The organism is Microcoleus sp. S28C3, assembly GCF_036700785.1.
Taxonomy (GTDB): Bacteria; Cyanobacteriota; Cyanobacteriia; order Cyanobacteriales; family Microcoleaceae; genus Microcoleus; species Microcoleus asticus.
Genome location: NZ_JAUBPO010000002.1, coordinates 37,634 through 58,021, shown reverse-complemented (window position 1 = coordinate 58,021; position 20,388 = coordinate 37,634). Strand labels below are relative to the sequence as shown.

Sequence of the window (20,388 nt, the reverse complement as noted above, 5' to 3'; positions counted from 1 at the left end):
AGTCCCTACCCATAACTTGGATTTTGGTGGGGTTCATTCAAAGGTAGTGTTGAGTCAAATCGCTGATAATATCTAAGCTCATATTGTCAACTAATTTAGTCAGAGCCGCCGCAATTTGCTTCTGCGACAGCGGAATTCGCTCAATCAACAGCCTTACCGCTTGCTCGTCTCCACAAGTGGCTGCTTTGTAAAGCTTCTCAATCGACTCCCTCGGCAACACAGACAGCGACTCAGGAGTCAGTTGCATAACAGGCTCATCCTGTTCGGACTTCCTTGGCGACTCCTCTTCATAGATATAGCGAACTCCCAAATGAAGCGCCATCTTCTCAAAAATTACTGTTTCTCGGAACGGTTTGGCAACAAAATCATCAAAGCCTTTCGACATGGCGAGTTCCTGGGTTTTAACAAAAGCATTAGCGCTCAAAGCAATAATTTTAGTATTAGAACCGTCAGGCAAAGCTCTAATTTTTTGAGCAGCTTGAAAGCCGTCTAGAACAGGCATCCTCAAATCCATCCAAATTAAATCCGGATTGTACTTTCGCCACAATTTAACAGCCTCAATTCCGTTATCCGCGAAGCACACAAGAAAGCCAGCCGACTTCAATATCTGAGTTAGCAGCAACCGATTTGCCGACTCATCGTCCGCTACCAGAATGCGATAATTTTGTTGGTTAGGTGCCAACCCCTTCACTCGTTTTTGCGGCTGTCTGTCATAAATTTCGCTCTCAGTTGCATGACTGACTTTAATGTAAAAACTAAAAACCGTTCCTTTCCCCACAGAACTTTTGACCTTAATCTCGCCACCCATCAGCTTCACAAAAGAGTTACTGATTGGCAATCCCAAACCCGTTCCCGTTTGCGATTTTCTGCCAGCATCCGCTTGCACGAACGGCTTAAACAAACGGCTAACCTCATCAGGCGCAATGCCTGGGCCTGTATCCTTCACAGAGAATTGGAGAAAGAATTTGGGTAAAGGTTTTTTAGCCATAGACTGAAGGCATTTTACAGTCAGCTTCACCCTACCCGTCTCAGTAAATTTAACAGCATTACCCAACAGATTAATCAAAACTTGGCGCAGCTTGCTTTCATCAGTTCGGACGTATTGCGGTACATCTGAACTGCGTTCAAAAACAAGTTGCAATCCCGACGATTGAGTTTTGAGTTGGAACATCCCTTCTATGTCCGAGAGCAAACTGTACAGGTCAAAAGCATTTGATTCGAGGGTAATTTGACCAGCTTCAATCTTAGACAGCGACAAAATATCGTTGATTAGTTTCAACAAATGCTCGCCACTGCGATTGATAATATCTAAACTCGACTGCTGTTCCGGTGCAGTTTTTTTAGAGTTTACAAGGAGGTGGGCAAAGCCGATAATCGCATTCAGAGGCGTTCTCAGTTCGTGGCTCATATTAGCCAGAAAGGTACTTTTAGCGCGATTGGCACTTTCGGCGGCAATTTTAGCTTGTTTTAGTTCCTTTGTTTTCTGTGCAACTTGCCGTTTTAAATCGCCAGAATATTCTTCTAACCGCTGGCGAGATGCTTTTAACTGGGAATTCATGCGCTTGAAAGCACAGGCTAGGGCTTCGAGTTCGGCAACGCCGCTACCTGAAACTGTTGAGTCGAAGTCGCCGCCAGCTATCGCCTCTGTTGCCGAAATTAACCGCAGCAGCCGCTGTTCTATTCTTAGGGAAATTGACAGCAAAAGGCAGATAGAAAGAACCAAAGCCAGCAGCACGAGCAAAATAGTGTTGCGAGTATTGGCCTGAACTTTTTGGGTGAAGTCGGTTTCGGGTACAACTGCTACAATCAGCCAGTTTAAGCTTGAAGAGTTTTCAAAAGGTCTGACTTGCAGTAAGTATCTAGAGTTGCTGGCAGTAAAGTTAAGATTTTGGCTGCTGTTAATAGCAGCGAGGCTGCCATAATGTTTAAGCAAATACTCTGTGGAAAGCTGGATTACTTGTTGTTGCAGAGCTTGGGCGCGAATTCGCTGCTGGGAGTCAACAGAAATAGACGGTTTTAGTTCAGTTACCTCGTTCCAAGCAACTAAGTGTCCCGAACGGTCTAAGATAAAGGCTTGACAGTTAGGGCTGATGTGGAAATCGTGCAAGTTGAATGTTGAGGTTGGGGTGGGAAAAGCAGAATTTGTTTTTTGTTGACGGAATATTGTTTTTGGAGAGTCTGACTCATTTGGTTTGATTGTGACTCCGGCTGTTTGACTTGGGCGAAGTTGGTTCACCGAACCAGTTTGCATTTTATTATAATTCCCTTCTCCTTTCCCAACCCCAACCCGTTCTTTTAAGTAGCTGTCAAGGCGGTCCCAGATGCGGCTCGTTGCTTCGGACAATAGCTGTGCAACTAAGTCATTCATTGTCTGCCGCCCTGTTTGAAAAGAAAGCCATCCGGTCAGACATAGTAAAGTCGAAATCAGGAGAGCGTTGGGAACTGTAAGCACAACACGCAGCGGGAGGGCAGACTTTTTTTGAACTGAGCTTTTTGGACGGAACATTGGTTAAAAAAAGGGAGTGGGAATGAGGAAAAAAACGTTCTTCCGAGAAAGTATTACTGCCGAACCGTTCAAAAAATATCTATTTAAGATGTCTATTCAAAACTGATAACTCAGCTTCGCGTTGAGTAGGAAGTAGAAAAGTTCTCCCATCCTCACTCACTATCCCTGCTCACTTTCATTATGCTGTTTGACTAATTGCTATTATTAATAGCGCAGCTTCAAACCAATCAGAATCAGTCAAAAGCCATAAGTTCTCAGAGCGAGCGGTTAGCGACACTGGCTCCCGCCTGACTCAGCGCGGGCAGTATTGAGGAGAGGATTCGCATCTCAACTTTTCGATAATCGGATGGGTAATAGGAAGTTATGAGATTGCCGAGAGCCTCCCCCCAAGCGCTCTTCGGTTATGAGTTATGAGTTAACTACCTTTTTCCCAATTACCTTTTCCTCAACAATTTTGATGAAGCGGAATTTGGAGTGAGGAGACAGTCAGTCAAATTCTCTCCCATTCCCTACTCCCCATTCCCCATTCCCGTTACCTATTCCCGCAGCTCCGGCTCCAATCAAAAAGCAGAGCGACTTTTAAGAAGCCGAGTAGTTTGGGCTGTTGGCGGTTGTGGCTGTTGAAATCTTGTTCCAGGGTAGTTCAATTCTTCTTGTGCAATGAGGCTCAGCTCGACAATTACAGACAAGTCTACTCCGGCTCGTGCAGCAGCATCGGCCGCCGATAGATTCTGATTTCTTACCAGAGCTAAAAATTGTCGCACGCTGTAGACTACTGGGTCGTTGGCTGCCGTGTAGCCTTTTTGAATGGCAATTAGCAATCCTTTTTCAACATCTGATGCAGAGGGTGCGCGACCTCTATCAACGTTCACAGTCGGCGACATTCTTGGGGTGACGGGAGCGATGCGAATTCCTAAGTGTTCTGGTTCTTTGTTGGTAGGAACGATGTTGAAGTTGTAAAGTCGCTGTTTCCCTTTTGAATCTACAGTTTTGATTGAGAGGTTGGTGATGGTAGCTGTGGTAGCTCCCGGAAAATTGAGCGCTTGAATGGGACGCAAGAAAACAGTTTTGGCTTGGCCGCTTGCCAACTGTGCGTCGGTGCTGAAAACTATTTTTGAGGGGTCGGCAATTAAAACGTAGGCGACAGCTTCATCGGTTGAGCTGAAGTCGATCGCACTTGCGCGACCGGGATAGACTAAAATATCGTGAGCACTATTGACGGCAATATCTCGACCCACAGTTTGATAGCCTGTTACTCTTGATTGAGCAAAAGCACAGTCGGGGTAGCTTGCAGCGGCGAACACTGCTGTGAACAAAAGCCCTCCGAGGGAAAGCATTATTGGAGATTGGATGCGATTCGTCATGGCAGTTATCGGTTGATGTTGAGAAAATTGTTGACACTAGAAACGGGGATTTTATTTACTAATCGCCGCAGTCGCGTTGGGGCGACTTAACCGTTTACCAACGCCTCGGTCAACGGTAAATGTTGAGAAAGCTGTTAACAGTAATAGAAACCGGGGTTCCTTTATTAACCACAGCTACATTAGGGCGGTTTAAAAGTTCTTCAGTTGCTCTATCTGAGCGGCTTTCCATCCGTTTTGCTAGGGGGCTGAAGAAGCCATCGAGGACGGCTGACCAAATTTGGGGGTCTCGACTTTCAACGGTGGTTGTACTGCTCCCAAACCTACCGCTAATACTGCTAGAGCTCCTGACTTTAGGCTCTGCGAACACTTGACCGACTCGTCCAACTCCCGACAGCACTGCGGTAAGGATATCCTGTCCGGCAATATCGGAACCAGGGTCGAAGTAACCTGAAGCAATTAGCGGTTCTCCGCCCTCTCCTGCAATCAAAATTGCGCCTTCTGGAATGGGCTGCTGTTTAATCTGACCGTTTCTATCAGAGTAAACGAGTGCCACAGCAGTAGCTTGTACCATCCGATTGCCTTTGCTTATGGTGTTGGCTTTGGCAATGACAACCGTACCCGCAGGAAAGGCAATAGAGCCGTCAGTTGCCGTGAAGTCGGCTGTGAGGGTGATGGCAAATTTGTCGTAAAGCTGTTTGCCTGAGCCTTCATCCCACAACAGGGGAACCGAAACTACGCCGTTGGCTGTGGTTCCAAGGGGAACCTGAGCTGTTTGGGAGGTTGAGGAACTTTGGGGCGTGCGGTTGAGAATGCCTTTTGCCCCTGGGGAATTTACTTGTTCTAGGGTTGGGGAGTTTGTTAAGGCAGAAGCCTCTGGAGCAGCTTCTGGGGAAAGGGTTTGAAATTCTGTATCAGGCAAGGATGTTCGGCTCGCGCTCAGTCGAGCCGCAGTCTCGATTGGGCTATCGGTAGAATCGGAACTTGTTTGGGGGGAAAGGGCAGCCGGAGTTAATTGGTTAGTCGAGTTTTGGGAGTTATCAGTGGTTTCGAGGCTGTCCTCTCCTGCGGGAAACTCCGGGTGTAGCCTTTCCCCGGTGGCGTTATTTGGGCGGTTATAAAATTCTTGTGGGATTTGTTCCAAAGAAACGTATGAGGGTTGCGACTTTTGGTTGCCGATATTGACTGTTAGGAATTCAGTTGTGGGAGCTGGCTTTGTCAGAGCGGCGGCGGTAGCGCTTGTTGTCGCTGGAGTGCTCGGTGTTGCACTCACGGCATTCGCTATTCGGTTAGGGTCAAAATTTCCCCTAATTTGTCCGAGTTGGGCGAGTTGGTTCCACCGCTCAAACGGGTCGATTTTTTCTTCTCTTGGAGTTGGAATTAAAGGTGGGGGTACTAACGGTTTGAGTATGGAGGCCGGTGCAGGTGTTCTTGAGGGTACTCTTTGAGGTATGGGTGCGGGTAGTGTTACCGTCCGCACTACTGTTCTGGGTACGGGTAGGGGTTCGCGTAGAGGAGTAGGTGGCGGTGCAGCGCTCCGGGTAGCGACTAGACGCGGAGTTCGCGGAGTTCGTGGGGTTCTTGACGGTTTGGGCGACGGTTCTGTTTTGGGTTTTGCGGTTTGTTGCGGTTTTTCGGCTAACAGTTTTTGTTGGTCTTGGTAAGCTAATTTAGCCAGCAACTCCGGTTTTTCATCTTTAATGGTGCCAGAAGAGCTTTCTTTTGGTGTTGATTGTGCGATAGGTTCGCGAGGTGATTTAGGCTTGATAAATTGCCAAATCAGCAGTCCTAGCAATAGTATTCCCCCAGTCAATAGCAGCATTGTCACTGCTCTAGGAACGCCTCTTTCGGAAACAGGCGGCGGCAGTGGTCTTTCCTCATCTTGAGCGAGTTGATATTGAGTTTCAAGTGTTAGGGGTGCATTGGGGTCGAAATTAGCAATGAAGTTCTCGTCAATGTCATCGTCAGAAGGGGAAGGATTGGGAGAAGGGGAAATAGGGGAATTGATGTTGCCACCATCATTATTTGGGGTGTACTCATTTGATGAACTTGCATAGTTCATATTGGCTGTACTGGTTAAGTTACTATTATCAAGACTGGTATTATTTGAATTGTGGGTCGATCCCTTCGTTTGGTTGTTCATGGCTTTATAATTAATTGAATTTGTTGTGTTTAACCGTACAAAAAAAAGAAAAGATAGAATACTTTAAGCAAAGGGATGGAACCTACTAAATGTTTAATTTATTTAGTTTTTACGGAAGGTTTTTAAATTTACCTACTTGCCGGTTCGTCCCCTCTCCAGGTATCTTTCCTCTTCTATGGTTTGAATTCGACAATTCGGGAAATTTCTAATCCGGCTGCTCTCAAAGAGTGAATAGTCTTCTCTAATTCATTAGCGTTTTCTTTGAGAGGCGATTTGGGAATTTCTACGGCTTTGACGGTGAAAGTTCGATTAAACTGTTCTCGGCTTTCTCCAATGCCTTGTTCCAGCACGACGCGAGTAGCAATTACATCTATTTCCCAAACTCCTCTTTTTATTTCTCTGGGTTCTGAGATGTGAGAGATATAGACTCCAGAGCGGGTTTTTCCTGAATAGATGGTGTTAGGAACGAGTTGGGCAAGTTCGACAAGGGAAGCTTTTCCAAACTCTGACTCCATCATCAATGAACCCATCCAAGCAGTTGTAGGAACTTTGGTACTGCCTTTAACTTTAATGCCGGGGTCGGGGTCATTTGTGCCGGGTATTTTGCCTGACCAAGCCCAGGTTAAATTCACCCAACTTGACACGAAAGTTTGGATAGTTTTAGGCTCTCTGTAAAATTCATCTTGTTCTGCAATTCGGGCTGCGGTTCCGTCTTTGAGCTGAACAAATGTAACTTTTTTTTGAGATAAAGCTCTCAAACTAACTGTGTTAACTAAAACAGCAATTGTTAGTAAAAAAACAAAGCTGGTTAGCAGGATAAAACACAAGGCTAAGGTGTTTTTAGATTCGGGAAGTAAGGGTTGAGATTGCTTAAGTTTGACATTCATAAATTCTAATGTTGAGTAGTGGTGAATTTGAACAATTTTGGGTGGACGAATTCAGTCCTAAAGGAGTTTTCCGGCAACAAGACCAATCGCGTTACTGGCAATGTCTGTAAGCTGTTTAGTGCTATTAGCGATCGCACTATACAAAGCGGTTCCTCCACCCTTGGCAATTAGCACTGCAAGAGTAGGAGAAAACACAGCTAAAAAGAATAAAAAGGCGATGTCTGTAACTAACTCTGCATCGGATTTGACAATGACTACGGCGACTAATCCAACGACGATGTTGTAGCCCAATTGCACTCCAAATAATGACATAAATCCGATTAACCAAGCCCAGATGGGTTTTCCTTGCAGCGGCAATAGTGATAAACCCATTGCCAGAGGTCCGAATAAAGCTGTTAGCAACAATGCTGCTTCTAAAATGTTGACAAATGCCCACTGTACCGATCTAAGAATTAAGCGAATGATAGGTAAGATAGTAGACCTAAAAACTTGCCCTGCAAAATCGCCATTTCCTATATCTTGAAGATTGGCAACATTGCCTAAGTTTTCAACAAACCGCTGCAAGCTTTTGAGGGGGCCTCCATTTTGCTGTTCCGCTGCCTGGAGAATTTGTTGAGCAGGCTCTTTTTTGCTGTTCCAGCATTGGACTAAAGCCTCTCCAACTTTGCCCTGGCATTCGCTATAGAGTTTCTCAATCTCTTCTTTGCCAGCACTGGTGAGGTTAACGTCGCTCAGGGCAGTTCTGAAGGTCATTTCTCCGACTTGAATCTTCATAATTTCCTGAACTTGAGTGCTACCTACAGCTTTAATAAATTTGATGCTTTCAGCTAAAACTTTGCCGTTGTTACTGAGAAATACTACAATCACAAGCGGCCAGATAAACATGGCTACTAACTCAGACCAAGACTGTTTTTCGATGATTTCTTTGCCACTGGTGACAGCGAGGTAAGTAACAGATATTCCCGCCAGAATTAGTCCTAGTTTGACTAAGGCAATCCAGAGAGAGGATTCTTGAGTGTTGAAGGTGTTAAACCAAACTAAATTCCACGATTCGACGGTTTTTTGAGAGACTTCTATAGCGTCAGATAGAGTGTCCAGGGCTTGTCCTGCTGTGCTAGTTTGGGCGATTAGTTGTGTCAGCATCGCGGTGTCTCCTTGTTGTGATTTCAGTCTTCGCTTGCCCCCAGGGTTATGCCTCCCGGCATTTGAAACAGTCCGGCTTGAGTAGAAGAAGCGGTAGCAGCCGCAGCATCCTGCCGTCTCTGGGCGGTGTTAATTTCGTTAAGTTCTTCTGCCTGTTGAGCGTTGAGAATGTTGGCAAGACTGCGGTCAATTTGCGCTTGCTGGCCCTGCATAACTAAGGCACTTTGATTTTCTGCTGATAAGGCTGCTTGCTTAGCTGCGATCGCACTTTGTTGAGATATATTTCTCATAATGTTCTGGGTGACATCTTGACCTTCTGAATCAGCACCCAATTCCATTGAATTTTGGCTAATTTGACCAGTTTGCTCTACGTTTTGTTGGACAATTTCTTTCAGAGTCGCTTGCTTTTGTTGAGCATCTTTACTGAGAGTAGCTTTATTGGCTTCACTTACAGCACTTTCTCTTTCTGCTAACTCTGCGTTGTTCTCTTTGAGGCTGTAAGAATCTTGCGGTTTCTTCTCTAAAGCAGCGGATAGTTTTGTCCCTTCGCTTTCGGAGGTGTTGCCGTCCATTATGCTTTTAACTGCTTCTTTTAGGTCTGGAACTTTCAATTCTCCTAGGAATGAAGAGAGGGTTGACTCTATTTCACTGCTAAATTTTTCGACTTTATTTAACAAATTGTCCCAGATGCCTGAGATGCTGTCGGAGATGGTGGAGATGGTATCTGAAATTTCGCCTGTTATGCCCCTAATTGTGTTTTCTATACCTCCTATTTCTTTCGGGTTGCTCAAGAAGTTATTAGCTGATTGTTGGATTTGGCTTTCTATTTGTTGATTGGGAACTGTGAAGCTGGAGCGGTTGAAAGTGCTGCTGTTAGGATTGCTTAAGCTTGGAAGCTGTGTAGCAGTCGAATTGCTGTCAGATGTTTGAGCTTTTGCTTCAACAGAATTCAGTATTAAGCTCAGCCAAATTGCAGGAATACTGAGGGCAAGTTTGACAAGAAATTTCGGTGATTTCATCGGTTTTTCTCCGTCTAGCTAGCAATAAGGTCTTGATGAGATTTGTGTTCCTTGATATCTGTGACTGCATTCTTGCCAATATTGGCTAATGAACGCCCTTCTTTAACGGCTTGTACATATTCCGATGCAAATTGTTTGAGTGCTAGCAATTGCCCTTTTAACGTATTGGGATATTGAGCCATCACTCGCGCACGAGCCATCAATTCAGCTTGATTGTTAGCCACACTTGCTAATATCATTTCGCCTGGATAGTATCGGCTTTGCCAGAAACGACCTCCTTTTTCAATTAGCCAATTGGAATAAAGGTCGGCAGCTCTGGGAAGGAAAGCTTCTGTGGCATTCTGGCTAATAATTTCAGCCGGATATCCCAAATTTTTGATCCAAGAAGTGGCTCCGTTTGATGTCAATCTTCCGGTAATTCGATACACCATGTTTTGCATAATCATAGTTCCCGCACTACAATCGCAAATACTGTCGATATCTTGGGATAGCAAGAGTACTGAAATGCCATTCTTTCTACCCACTGCACAGAGCTCGCCTACTACTTCAGCAAATCCGTCTTTCTTAAACAAAATCGAAAGTTCGTCTCCGATAAATAGGCTTTTAGGGTGAGAAAGTGCGTTGCGAATGCAAGCAGCGTGGGCGTTAATTGCCATTAAATACTGGTCTTGTTCGTTACCCAAACCGCTAAGGGCAAAAAACTTAACAGCGGGTTCGGGTGAAAATGTACTCGGTCTGCCAATTGCTTTCCCTAAAGGTGAGGCTAGTAATGCGTTGCATTGAGTGATAATTTGGTTGATGGCAATGCGGTCGAAGTCGGTAAAATTTTGCAGGTTTAGTTGCTCTTTTGTGCAGAATTTTAGGAGGTTTGTGAGGGTTGGCATTTCTTGCCAAGCGGTCGATTTCCAGCCTTTTTCAAAGGCAGTATTGTAGCGCTCGATAATGTCTGGGTCTTCCAGAAATTTTTTCAGAGTTAGCAGCAAAATGGCATCGACTCGCTGCGCTAATTTTGGGTCGCGGACTTTGCCCATGCTGATAATAGTCAGCGCTTTTCTGATAAACTCTTTCCATTGGTCTAGTCGGCGCGATCGCTCTTCTCTGTCAAAACGCCTCAAATCGGGTATTTCGAGTAGATTCGAGCTGCCAGAGGTGATGTCGTAGTAAGCTCCATCATCGCCTAACAGTTTCACTGCTGTCTCAAAGGTACTGCCGCTTCCTGCTGAGATATCCATGCCGACGACTGGGATATTGGCGGCTAAAGCATCGACGGCAAATCGCCATCCTACAACGCTTTTACCGCAACCGGATTCACCTGTTATAACGGCGCGGCTAGTTTGGTTGTGCATGAGGTCAACGTAAACCGGTTTGCCGCCTTTGGTGATGAATTCAACTCCTTTTAAGTCGATGTCCCTTACAGCAGTTAAGGGCAAAATACCGGGGACAGTTTCGGTGTCTAAGGTGAGGCGGCGTTCGTTAATTAGCGAACTGCTGTGCAACAGCCAGCTTACAGTAATGGGCAAAGTTTCTAGCCACAGTTGCCAAGCAATATTGCGCTCTCTTAATACCTTGGCAGAGCCGAAGCTGTGGGAGAGCATTTGGCAAGCGTGTGTTAGTTGCTCCGGGGTTGGTCGGTAGACTAAGAAGGTGATAGCAGCGTGAATTGCTCTTGCACCTTTGTACATTTTTTTCTGGGCTTCAAAGGATTCTTCCTGTTTGACTTCTGCTCCTACATCGCGACCTTGACCTTTTTCTAAAGCGCGTTTTTTGGCACTTTTTGATTGTTTAGCTTGCCTTGCTAAGTTGTCTTGAATAATAAAGTTGGGAGCGGCGCTAATTTCGACAACGGCTTCAGTATCGCGGACGTAGCTGTTGCTCATAATTTTCCAGAGCCATTGCAGTTGCTCTCTGGTATTGAGCCAGCCGCCGGGGCCCTCTTCCATTGTGAGCACGCCGCATTCTGCGTTTCTGCCGGGAAGCAAAATGCGTGAGCTAGCTTTTCTGTGTTCCGGGCAGCTCGAACGGCCGCTCATACCTTCAATTAAAATGGTGCAGGCGTGTTTGTGACTGTTGATGGTTTCGGTTAGTTTGTAGTCCGACGCGGTTTCTTTTAAGGTGAGAAGTTGGGGGATAGGGGGTACGGGTGCGCTGTTGAATTTTTGCCACAGCCAGCCCCATAGTATTTGGGCATTCATGGGTTGAATTTCCAGTCCGATTTTGGTGTTTAGCAAGAGTTCCCACCGGATGTAGCCTTGCTCGAAAGCGTCGAGCAGCAGTTGTTTGTAAAAGCGTTCAGAGTAGATGCGCTGGTTGCCTGTAAATTGTGCAGCAACGCTGTTGGCTGTGTTGACAATTCCATTGATGAATTTACTCAGAGGGTCGTTGGATTTGGAGCCAGATTGAGCGTTGAATGTCCAAGTGCAGAAAATAGTTTGGTTCCACAGTTGTCGGGTGCCTGCTAAGTTGAGTTCTTGAATGCGTTTCTGTTCGTTACGAACGAGTACAGAAATGGGTTTGAGGTGACAGTTGTCAGCCAATTCAGTTAACTGTTGCTGGCGAAGGCAATCGCTGCTGTAGCAGCCGGTGTGAAAGGTCATTTTTTCGCCTGGGGCAATGTCTTTTAGCCCCTCTTCTAAGGCGGTAGCTGCGTTGTTTACTTCCTGGCGGTACAGGATGTTGTGAAAGCCAGCCGTCTCGAATCCGAATACAATTTGGTATTGACTGCCTTCATTCAGTAAGTAACCAGAAACTTCTCGACCATCCTTTTTGATAGTGACTAAACACAGGAGGTTTTGGTAGTTTTGGAAGGGCATAAGTCGGCTGTTACCTCCTTGTTGATTGGGAGCAAGTTTGGGTTTAAGTTTGACTCGGACTTGTGAATCGCTGATTCGGTGGCGAATCGGGTTTGGTCGGTGTTGGGGAAGGGGAGAAAGGTATAAAAGATTACCGTTGTACCACTCGTTCCCCGGCGGAGGTCTAAACCTGTCTACAAAAAGGTGAGGTTTGTTACCTGTCAGGAGCCACCAGCTTACAATTAGCCAGAAAGTAGTGGTGAAAAACCAAGGCATTCCTAAGCTGAATAAGCCGTTGGTGAGGATGTAGGAAATTACGGTGATTAGCATCCAGGGAATTAGCTGTTCCGCTGGAATGATGCCGATGCTGGCTTGTTTGCCAAGAATTTTATTGACGGAAATAAAGTCTTTATCGGGATCTTTGAGCATAATTTAAACGGGTTTAGATTTGAGGTTGAGGTTTGGGGAAGAGAAAACCCCTCCCCTTTAGATAATTAGGCTCCACCCCCGCCTCCGCCATTGCCAACGAAGAGGAAAGTTATTACATCAATGGCAATTACAATGGCAAAAGCTAAGGCAACTTGGGTGACAATTGGTCGCCAGTCATTGCCTTGTTGCGCTTGGTTGTAAGCAAAAAGAGACGCGGATGCTACTAATAAAAGGAAGGCTCCGCGAATTAAGTTGAAAATCAGTTCAATGACTTCGGCATCAATAGCTTCCCCTCCTGCTGAAGAGGCTCCTTCTGCGAGTTCTTTCATAAATTCTTCTAAGCCGGAGAGGAAGATGGCGTTGGCTGGGGAATCGAGTACGGAGCAAAGTGCAGTAGAGGTGATAATGGCTGTGGCAATGTGCCAAAAGCGGATTTTGCAGCCGATATATCGCTCTACAAGGGGAATAGCTCTAGTGATGTGCCATAAACTTAAAAAGAGTATGCTGGAGCAGCCTAAAGTCGCAATTAAGAGCGGGTCATGGATAGTAAAATAGACAAGTGAGGCTAGGCAAATCCCGATAAATAGGAAGTCGCCTGGGCGGATTTTGTGTTGTTTCAGAAATTGAAAGGCGGGGCTTTGTGAGCCTTTTGCCGTTGGGAATAAATAGCGGGATGAGGAACGAATAGTCATGCAAACCTCTCTATAGTGTAGTTATTTTCCTTATTACTACTCTAAGTTTTGCCACTAAGCTTTGACATCACCAAAGGCGGTGTTTTTGAGTGACTAAGCTGGATCGATCCATTGGGAGGGGGTTGTCGTTGAGAAAGCAGAAGGTATAGCAACCCCCAAGGCGATTAGGACTTTCTAAATTAACGTGAGTTCGATGGAGTGCGATCGCACTATTGGTTTAGAAAAGGCGATCGCGCCTCACCAAAATTCACGATCGGACTTCTCTAGATTTGAACTTCTCGATTAGCTTTGTCAGTTTCTCGGTGGGAGTTAGAAGTCGGCGTTTGCTGAAGTCTTCGTTCTAACCAACTTTCTAGTTCGTTGGCGGGGATGTCGCATTGTAGTACCTCTACCTGGTCGGGTTGAAGGATGGCTTCATAAATTACTTCGCCGTGTTCTGTATAGCCAGTCACGATTCCCTCTCCGGCTTCAAACTCGAATTTGTTGCCTTGAGAGTCAGTTAAACTGATGGCATCTTTGCCCCTTTCGGCTACTAGGAGAGCGAGGTGTTCTTGGTTACTGACTTGTTGGAACTCTTCTAAGCTGTGAGGCAATTTCAAAATTTCTTGTTTGTCTTTAGGAGTCAGTTTGTTAGCGGTAACGTTCCATTTTCTCGTCTCATCTGAGGTAGCCTCGAAGACTTCAAAGCCATCTTTGGTTGCCAGGGTGATAGTAGTCAATTCACCTTCAAGAAAGACGTAAAGTTTGGTATTTCCCAGGTCAACACCACCATTAGCTGCTGCTGGGGTAGCTTGAGAGCGATCGCCTTCATATTGAGCAGCTTCTTCAACAGCAGCATGATAAATTTGCACCAGTGCTTCAGCAATCAGTGCTTCATCAGTTGAGGGAAGTCGCTCACTTGGAGGGGTAGAATTTTCTGTAGCTAACGGATTTCGACCTTGAGTAAAAGCAGGTACTCTTGCGTCCACCCTCTCGTTTTCTGGGGAAGGTGAGCGTTTGCCTCCGTTAGCAGGTTTGGCAAAATCATCGCTATTTTCTTCTGGCATAACTTCCGCAGCAGGCGGTGTTTGGCTCAAAGAGTGCTGTTGAAGTGCTTTTTCTAAAGTTTCGATACGGCTTTCTAGGGTATCCAGTCGTTTTTCTAAGCGGTCGAGGGCTTGATTAATTTGTTTGAGTTGCTCTTCAAAACTCGCGTTTGTATTAATCTCAATTGGGTTAAGTTTTTTACCTTCATCATCTGGTTGGGGGATGGTTTTAAGTTGGTGGGTAACTTGATTAACGGCTTTGGCTAAGATTGCTCCAACCGACTCAGATGTTTTCGTTTCAGTTTGAGATAAGGATTGATTTTCGAGTTGAGGTTCTTCTTTGGAGAGAGGAGGCAGGGGTGTATTTTCTGATTCTTGTTCATCAATAGGTGCTTCTTTTTCATCAATGAATTCTGGTAAATGATTGGCTCGTTCAGTTAGCCGATCGGCACGCTGGCTTTGAGATTTAAGCCTTTTGATGAGTTGAGTAACTTGGCGTTCTTGTCCAGCTTCCCTGGCTGCACCAATAACTTTTTGTGCTGCATCAATGCCTACAAGGGTGGCTAGAAATGCAGCTTGAGCACTCAGTCCAGAGAGGGTTGTACCGTTTATCTCATTTCCTGAAGTGGCTATTCTCTCGCTGGTTTGTGCGCCTGTTTTGAGCAGGCTATCAATATCCAATTCGTTGGATTTCTTGCGGCGTTGGGTTCTGGGATTGGCATCGGATGGCAAGGATTGTGTTGTAGGACTTTTGGTTAGGGTGTCCTCAAGTAGGTCGTCGATGCTATCAACTGTCTCAAACTGGTTTTGATTAAGTTTTTTACTACGAAATTGGTTGTGGGATTCAGTTTCACCGGCAAATTCTTCTTCATTTTGGCGGGATTTTGGTTTAACTTGTTGCGGGAGTACAATTTTTTCGTCTTCATCAATTTCAGCAGTGACAAATTTTTCTACATTTTTAGTTTTAGGCTTAGCCTGAGATTTAGTTTGGGGTATACGTTTTTTATCCTCTTCCTCAAGGTCATCTACCACAAATTCTTCGTCAACTTCAACTTCAGTGATTTTAGATTTAGCCTGGGACTTAGAATGACGGCTGTCCGCTATTTCCCAATCGTTATTGCTTTTGGTTTGAGATTTAGCTTGAGTTTTGATGGTTGGTTCGCTGCCATTAATTTCATCGAGAAGGTCATGATCTTCATCGAATTCGTCTAATTCCAGTTTTTTCTTAGCATTGGAACTAGCTTTTGACGCTTGCTTGGGTACTGAATCAGTTTCCTCAATTTCGGAGAGTAGTTCGTCTAAGTCTGAAGGCTTATTTTTCCTCTGAGATTTACTCTTTTCTGGGGTGAGGGTGGCTTTAATGCCGACGGCGGTGAATCGGTTGTCATCTGGTTCTCCCAGGTGTTCCATCATGTATTTGCCAGTGGTAGAACCATATTCAGGTCGGTCTGTGAGGGAGAGGACGAAGCCACCTTGTGTGACTTTAACGCTGATACCTGGTTTGCCGTCAGCTTCAGTCAATTCTTCGACAGCTTCGGCAAAATCTTCAACAGCAGTCAGGCCTTGTTCTTGGCAGTAATTTAAAGCCTTTTCACACCGACTTTTAAGGTACTTTAGTATTTTTTCTCCCTGTTCTGTTTCAGCCGTGATGTATTGGTTTGACTTTTTTTTGTGGGCGTAAGTAACCATTGAATTTCTCCTTGGATAGGGAAGGGGAATGGGGAGAGGGGGAGAGTGGGAAGGCTTTGCCGTACAGTTAGACAAGCATTCGTAGGAAATAAGTGTCAAATTTTCCTATTCTCCCCCACTCCCCACTCCCCTCCCCTTCCTTTTTCAAACCTAAATTATTTCCATGAGTTCTGGCTTCCTGACAACAGGTGTTTTTTACTGGTTCAATTGGATCGATCCAATTGGGGGTATAGTGTGATGAGTGCAAGGGAGCAATTGCGTAAATCCTGAATGTATTTGTAAAATTCCTGGGCTTTTTGCACATTTAATAAAACTTTACATTTGACCTGTATTGTGAGTGGAGAGCAAGCCAACAGGAGATTGTTTTATGGAAGGAATAAACTATTCAGAGTTAGTCCAGACTGTCTTAAAAAGACATACAGCCAATCATTTATCTGAAGATACGGAAAAAGAGTTAATTTTCGATAAAGAGAGCGATCGCTATCTTTTAGTTCATTTAGGTTGGGAAAACCAAGAGAGGGTTTATGGTTTTATGGTTGTGTAGTTCATGTAGATATCAAAGATGGAAAAATTTGGATTCAGCGCGATTTAACTGAAGCAGGAATTGCTAACGAATTGGTAGAATTAGGTGTACCAAAAACAGAGATTGTTTTGCAATTTAGAACGCCTTATGTGCGGCAATTTACTGATTTTTCAGTGGCTTAATAGCTGATGTGGGTTGGGGTTGGGGTGCGAGCGCAGATTTTTTAGAGAAGGCGATCGCACTTTCTCCTCAATCAAGCTAACTGATGCTCACATTCCTGACAATCCCAATACGATCAACTGTTCGTACTTGGGGAACAGGCGATCGCACTGGGACATCGGCTGGTAAACAGCTAAAGTTCGACAGTAGCCGGCAAACGGCTCTTTTTAAAGCGTTTAGGAGTGGTGTTTTCTAAGATTTCTGCGACAAACTTAGCGCTGTTCTCTTCAGATAATCCTTTGATAATTCGCTCACTTTTTAAGTCAGCCGCAAAAATAATAGCGCCACTTTCATCCTCAACGGTACATTTTTGGGTTTTGCTGTTGACGAATACACCCCAAGAACCAACTGGAAATTCAATAGCGCCTGTTTTCTGATAGGCATTGCCAATCGCAGCTTGCATTAATTCAGAAATAGTTGCGGAATCGCAATTTTTTTGTTGAGCTTGAGACTGTTGCTGTTGGGAAATTTGAGATAGCGATTTCCCCGGTCGAATGTCTTCGCCGAAGCCCTCTCTATTGGGTGCAGATTTGCCTTTTACTGACAGGATTTCCACTTCAGCCGCTTCTTCAATTAACCTCAGCGATGCCGGATCGATGTTTAAAATGAGAGCACTGCTTTTGGGTGAAGATTCGATAGTTGCTTCAAAGGTTGCACCAATAGGCAGTTTAGGAGAATTAGGCGAAAACATGGCTAGTTGACGGTCGTTGAGCTTGACAATTGGGCTGCCATCTCGGTAATTACCAGTGTCGCTTTTAAAAGCATCGACTTCAAAACTCAATCTTTTTCCCTTCCACTTCTCGGTGCTAAAATCAACATCTTTGAAATCGTTGTACTTTTGACCAATTAGTTCAACAGTTTCAAACTGAAAAGTCTGCAATTGCTGGCAAATTTCATCGGAGAACAAGTTAAGAACCAATGCAGCTTTGGGAGTTTGGCTGTCTTTAGATTCAACCCAATTGTAGCTGGCAGGAGCTACAATACGCGAATTGGCAGTTTGGGTTCGACCCAAGCGATCTCGGTAAGTTAAATTGAGAGAGTCGATGTCATTTTCATTGTTGCCAAATTCCTGATCTAGGACTTCTACCAATTTCTCATTGGGGTCGAGCAAGGCAAAGTTAACCATCGGCAAGCTGGGATGTAAACTAGCTTCGTATTTAATGCCTTTATTGTCTAGCTTTTCCTTCCATTCACCAGCTAAGTCAGTGCTAATTGGCTGTCGCTTGCTATTCCTTTTAATTTGACCGCTTCCATCTCTTGCTAATTTTTGAAAAGGGACGCTCAAAATGTAAGTATCCTTGGGCAGAGCTTCATGTAGCCGCTCATAGTCAGATTCGAGGTGGAACTCAATTTTCAGTTGGCGCGACAGTTCAAGACAAGCTTTGCGAGGCACGTCTAAATTGGGATTTGTAGTTTCTACGTGCCACAATGCGCTAGCAGCTAACATCCGCTCTTTGGGGTGAGGAAATGCGTCAGCTACGTCAGTTCTTAAACTCTCATACAATTTGCCAACAGCTTCTCTAATAGCTTTGAGGTCATCGCCTTGTTGCTCGTAGATTTCTGCCATCCGTTCTCGATATCGCTCTTTAGTATCTTTGGCCCATGTCACGTAGTATTTCTCCCAATCTTCTCTCTCATCTAAATCTTTAGGAGAGGGGAACAGGTAGCGAAATTCGTCGCGGTGGCGGCTGGTTAAGCGGGTGGGTTCCCACTCAGGATTAACCGCACTGCGAGCGATGCAACTGATGGCAGCGTTGTCTTCTGCGGGCAGTGGTACTGTTTTGTAAAGCCGGGGGTCGTCTTTGAAGTCAAACAAGTAAGAGGGGTATTCGTTTGACCATTGTTTAGCAAGATTTAGCAAATTGGGGTGGTAGTCTTCTGTGCGAGTAGCGCTTTTGGGGCTGTCCACTTCAATTTGTAGGGCATCAAACAGTTGACCGAGTAGTTTCTGCTTCTTGTGGTTAAATAAGTTTGTAGGTTGTTTTGGTTGGGGTACAGAAGACTGTACTCGTCCAATTAAGGTAGCAACCCAGCCGATTTTGTTGTGTGCGATCGCTACGGCAATTTGCCGCAGTTTGGTATACTTACGGTTTCCCTCTTGATCAGTAGCTTTGGTGTAATCAATTTTGCTACGCTTGGAAACAGCTTCATACTCGTTTTCTTCATTTGCGTGTCTGGTTTCAGAGGCAATATTGGGCAGTTTTGAGGCGGGAGTAATTACTAATTGATCTCCATCAAAATCGCACTGGTGGTGCTGCATAGCTTGGTCGGGACGAATGAAGGCGCATCCTTTGTACTGCATTAATTCGGGATGGCTTTTATTGTCTACTGTGTAGCGGCGGATGTTATCTTTACTGACAATTGGGTATCGGGTAACGATGACTTCTGTGCCGTTTTTCAAGTGGGGGGCCACAATTGTACCGGGTTTTAGGTCTTCGCAGGGTTGAGCCATTGCTGAACCATGATGAATTGCTCCTTTAATTGCTAAGTCTCGCCACTTCTTAGCTAGTTGTTCTTGCATGAAATCGACGACTTTGGGAAAGTCAAGGAGTTGACCGAGTTTGTCGTTTCTCAAAATAGAAATTAGCCGATATTCATTGCGTTGAGCTTTTTCATCGGTTTCATCTTCTAATCCGTTGTTGTCTTCGTGAATGTTAGATTGAAAAGCCACTTTCTTGTCATGTTGCTCTACTAAGTATTTAGAAAGTTGCAACCGATTGTTTTGCAAGTCAGCTAACTTTTGGGCTTCAAGTTTGGTGGGGGTGGCGATGTCAGTCTGAATAGCTGATTCGGAGTACCAAATCGAAAATTGCCAGGAATTTTCGTATTCAGTTACTTTGGCATTGCCTCGATTTCCTAGTACCGCTTTGGGAAATTCGTAATCTCCGCAAGGGATTAATTCAGCTAATTGCAATGCGGCAACTCCTTTGATGGAAGAGCGATCCATAATGATATCATAGCCTAAATTATCAGTTAATTGGGAATCGGGAAGTAGCGTTCCTTTAGCAAGGAAGTTAATTTTGGGAGTGGCACAATTCTCTTGTTCCCAGTCTGAAAGCCAAGCAAATCGAAATTGAAAAGGGCGGTTGTGAATGCCATCTAATTGTTGGGCTAATGTGGGTGAAATCTTGCCGTGACAGTCTCCGGTTTGATATCGTTGAGCTAAAGCTTTTTCAGAAGGGTCATCACTTTGGGAATCAACAATTTTGACTCGCAATGTTTCACCACTAACAGAGCAGTCTAACAACTGGACTCCTTGAGTGCAACTGCTTACTAGCAGAGAGCCGTAGCGACAGGAATGATCTGGTTGAGTTGTGAATACGCTTAACAGTTTGGCTGAGAGTTCTTTGTCAGCAAAGTACACATTTTTGCCAGAACTAAAGGCAACTCTTCTAGCAATACCGTCTCCGAAGTCGATGTTTTTGAGAGGGTCAAGGCTGCTATCATCTGGGTCTGGTTTGACGATGGTTAGTGTTGCTAATTCTTCGGGTTTAAAGAGTAGTTCAAGCATTGAATTTCGGAGGATTTCCGGTTCTATTTGGTAGCGTCCTTTTTCTTTGCCGTTCTCTAAGGACATATCAAAGACAGGGATTTTTAGCCCAACTCCTGCTAGAAGCTCAGTATACTGGCAGGTAGGCTCTAGTGATTGAGAATGCTTTTTGGTCATTATGAGTATCTCCTGAAACCTGAAAAGTTAGTTGTGATGATTGATATCAATTCCGGTTGTACCGGAATAATGGGGAGTGGGGAATGCGGAGTATGAAAAGGGAATGGGGAATCATTGACCTCGACTTGAGAATTTCGATGCTAATGGATTGGATAGGGTTAATCAATGGAAGCGTGAAACCATGAGTGAGAGTAGGTAAATTTATGTCTTTTTGCCCACACACTCAATTTCTTTTGTACAAGTTTGGAAGTGAAAAGACATCCGATGATTGAGGGATAGTTACCCGCTCAATTGGA

At 44.9% G+C, this 20,388-nt stretch carries 12 protein-coding genes; 2 read left to right on the top strand and 10 right to left on the bottom strand.

Going from position 1 to position 20,388, the window contains the following annotated elements:
* Positions 1-37: 37 nt before the first annotated feature.
* From QUA13_RS00935 to QUA13_RS00895, 9 genes are all read right to left on the bottom strand, one after another.
* Positions 38-2,368 (bottom strand): ATP-binding protein, encoded by a 2,331-nt coding sequence (locus QUA13_RS00935; protein ID WP_333195913.1) that lies wholly within the window; start codon positions 2,366-2,368, stop codon positions 38-40.
* A gap of 698 nt (positions 2,369-3,066) precedes the next feature.
* On the bottom strand, positions 3,067-3,870 hold the full coding sequence (locus QUA13_RS00930; RefSeq protein WP_333195912.1) for a hypothetical protein: 804 nt from the start codon (positions 3,868-3,870) through the stop codon (positions 3,067-3,069).
* A 109-nt stretch (positions 3,871-3,979) separates the two neighbouring features.
* The gene (locus QUA13_RS00925) at positions 3,980-6,010 is read right to left on the bottom strand and encodes a hypothetical protein (RefSeq protein WP_333195910.1); all 2,031 of its coding nucleotides are present in this window, start codon (positions 6,008-6,010) and stop codon (positions 3,980-3,982) included.
* Between the two features lie 173 nt (positions 6,011-6,183).
* Entirely contained in the window at positions 6,184-6,897 is a 714-nt protein-coding gene (locus QUA13_RS00920) for a hypothetical protein (protein ID WP_333195909.1), read from the bottom strand.
* 57 nt (positions 6,898-6,954) lie between these two features.
* A complete protein-coding gene (locus QUA13_RS00915; RefSeq protein WP_333195908.1) occupies positions 6,955-8,040 on the bottom strand; it encodes a hypothetical protein in 1,086 nt (361 codons plus the stop codon).
* A 23-nt stretch (positions 8,041-8,063) separates the two neighbouring features.
* Positions 8,064-9,059, bottom strand: coding sequence for a hypothetical protein (locus tag QUA13_RS00910; protein ID WP_333195907.1), 996 nt, complete (start codon positions 9,057-9,059; stop codon positions 8,064-8,066).
* Between the two features lie 14 nt (positions 9,060-9,073).
* The gene (locus QUA13_RS00905) at positions 9,074-12,277 is read right to left on the bottom strand and encodes a hypothetical protein (protein WP_333195906.1); all 3,204 of its coding nucleotides are present in this window, start codon (positions 12,275-12,277) and stop codon (positions 9,074-9,076) included.
* A 65-nt stretch (positions 12,278-12,342) separates the two neighbouring features.
* The gene (locus QUA13_RS00900) at positions 12,343-12,969 is read right to left on the bottom strand and encodes a hypothetical protein (RefSeq protein ID WP_333195905.1); all 627 of its coding nucleotides are present in this window, start codon (positions 12,967-12,969) and stop codon (positions 12,343-12,345) included.
* Between the two features lie 263 nt (positions 12,970-13,232).
* Entirely contained in the window at positions 13,233-15,683 is a 2,451-nt protein-coding gene (locus tag QUA13_RS00895) for a hypothetical protein (protein WP_333195903.1), read from the bottom strand.
* A 367-nt stretch (positions 15,684-16,050) separates the two neighbouring features.
* On the opposite strand from QUA13_RS00895, the gene QUA13_RS00890 reads away from it, so the two are divergent.
* Complete coding sequence (locus QUA13_RS00890) at positions 16,051-16,227, top strand: element excision factor XisI family protein (RefSeq protein WP_333195902.1); 177 nt, start codon at positions 16,051-16,053, stop codon at positions 16,225-16,227.
* Positions 16,185-16,388, top strand: a complete 204-nt coding sequence (locus QUA13_RS00885; protein WP_333195901.1) for an element excision factor XisI family protein — start codon at positions 16,185-16,187, stop codon at positions 16,386-16,388. Before QUA13_RS00890 ends, QUA13_RS00885 begins: the two co-directional genes overlap by 43 nt.
* 170 nt (positions 16,389-16,558) lie before the next feature.
* On the opposite strand, the gene QUA13_RS00880 is transcribed toward QUA13_RS00885, so the two are convergent.
* Positions 16,559-20,092: a hypothetical protein gene (locus tag QUA13_RS00880; RefSeq protein ID WP_333195899.1), complete on the bottom strand. Its 3,534-nt coding sequence runs from the start codon at positions 20,090-20,092 to the stop codon at positions 16,559-16,561.
* Positions 20,093-20,388 lie beyond the last annotated feature (296 nt).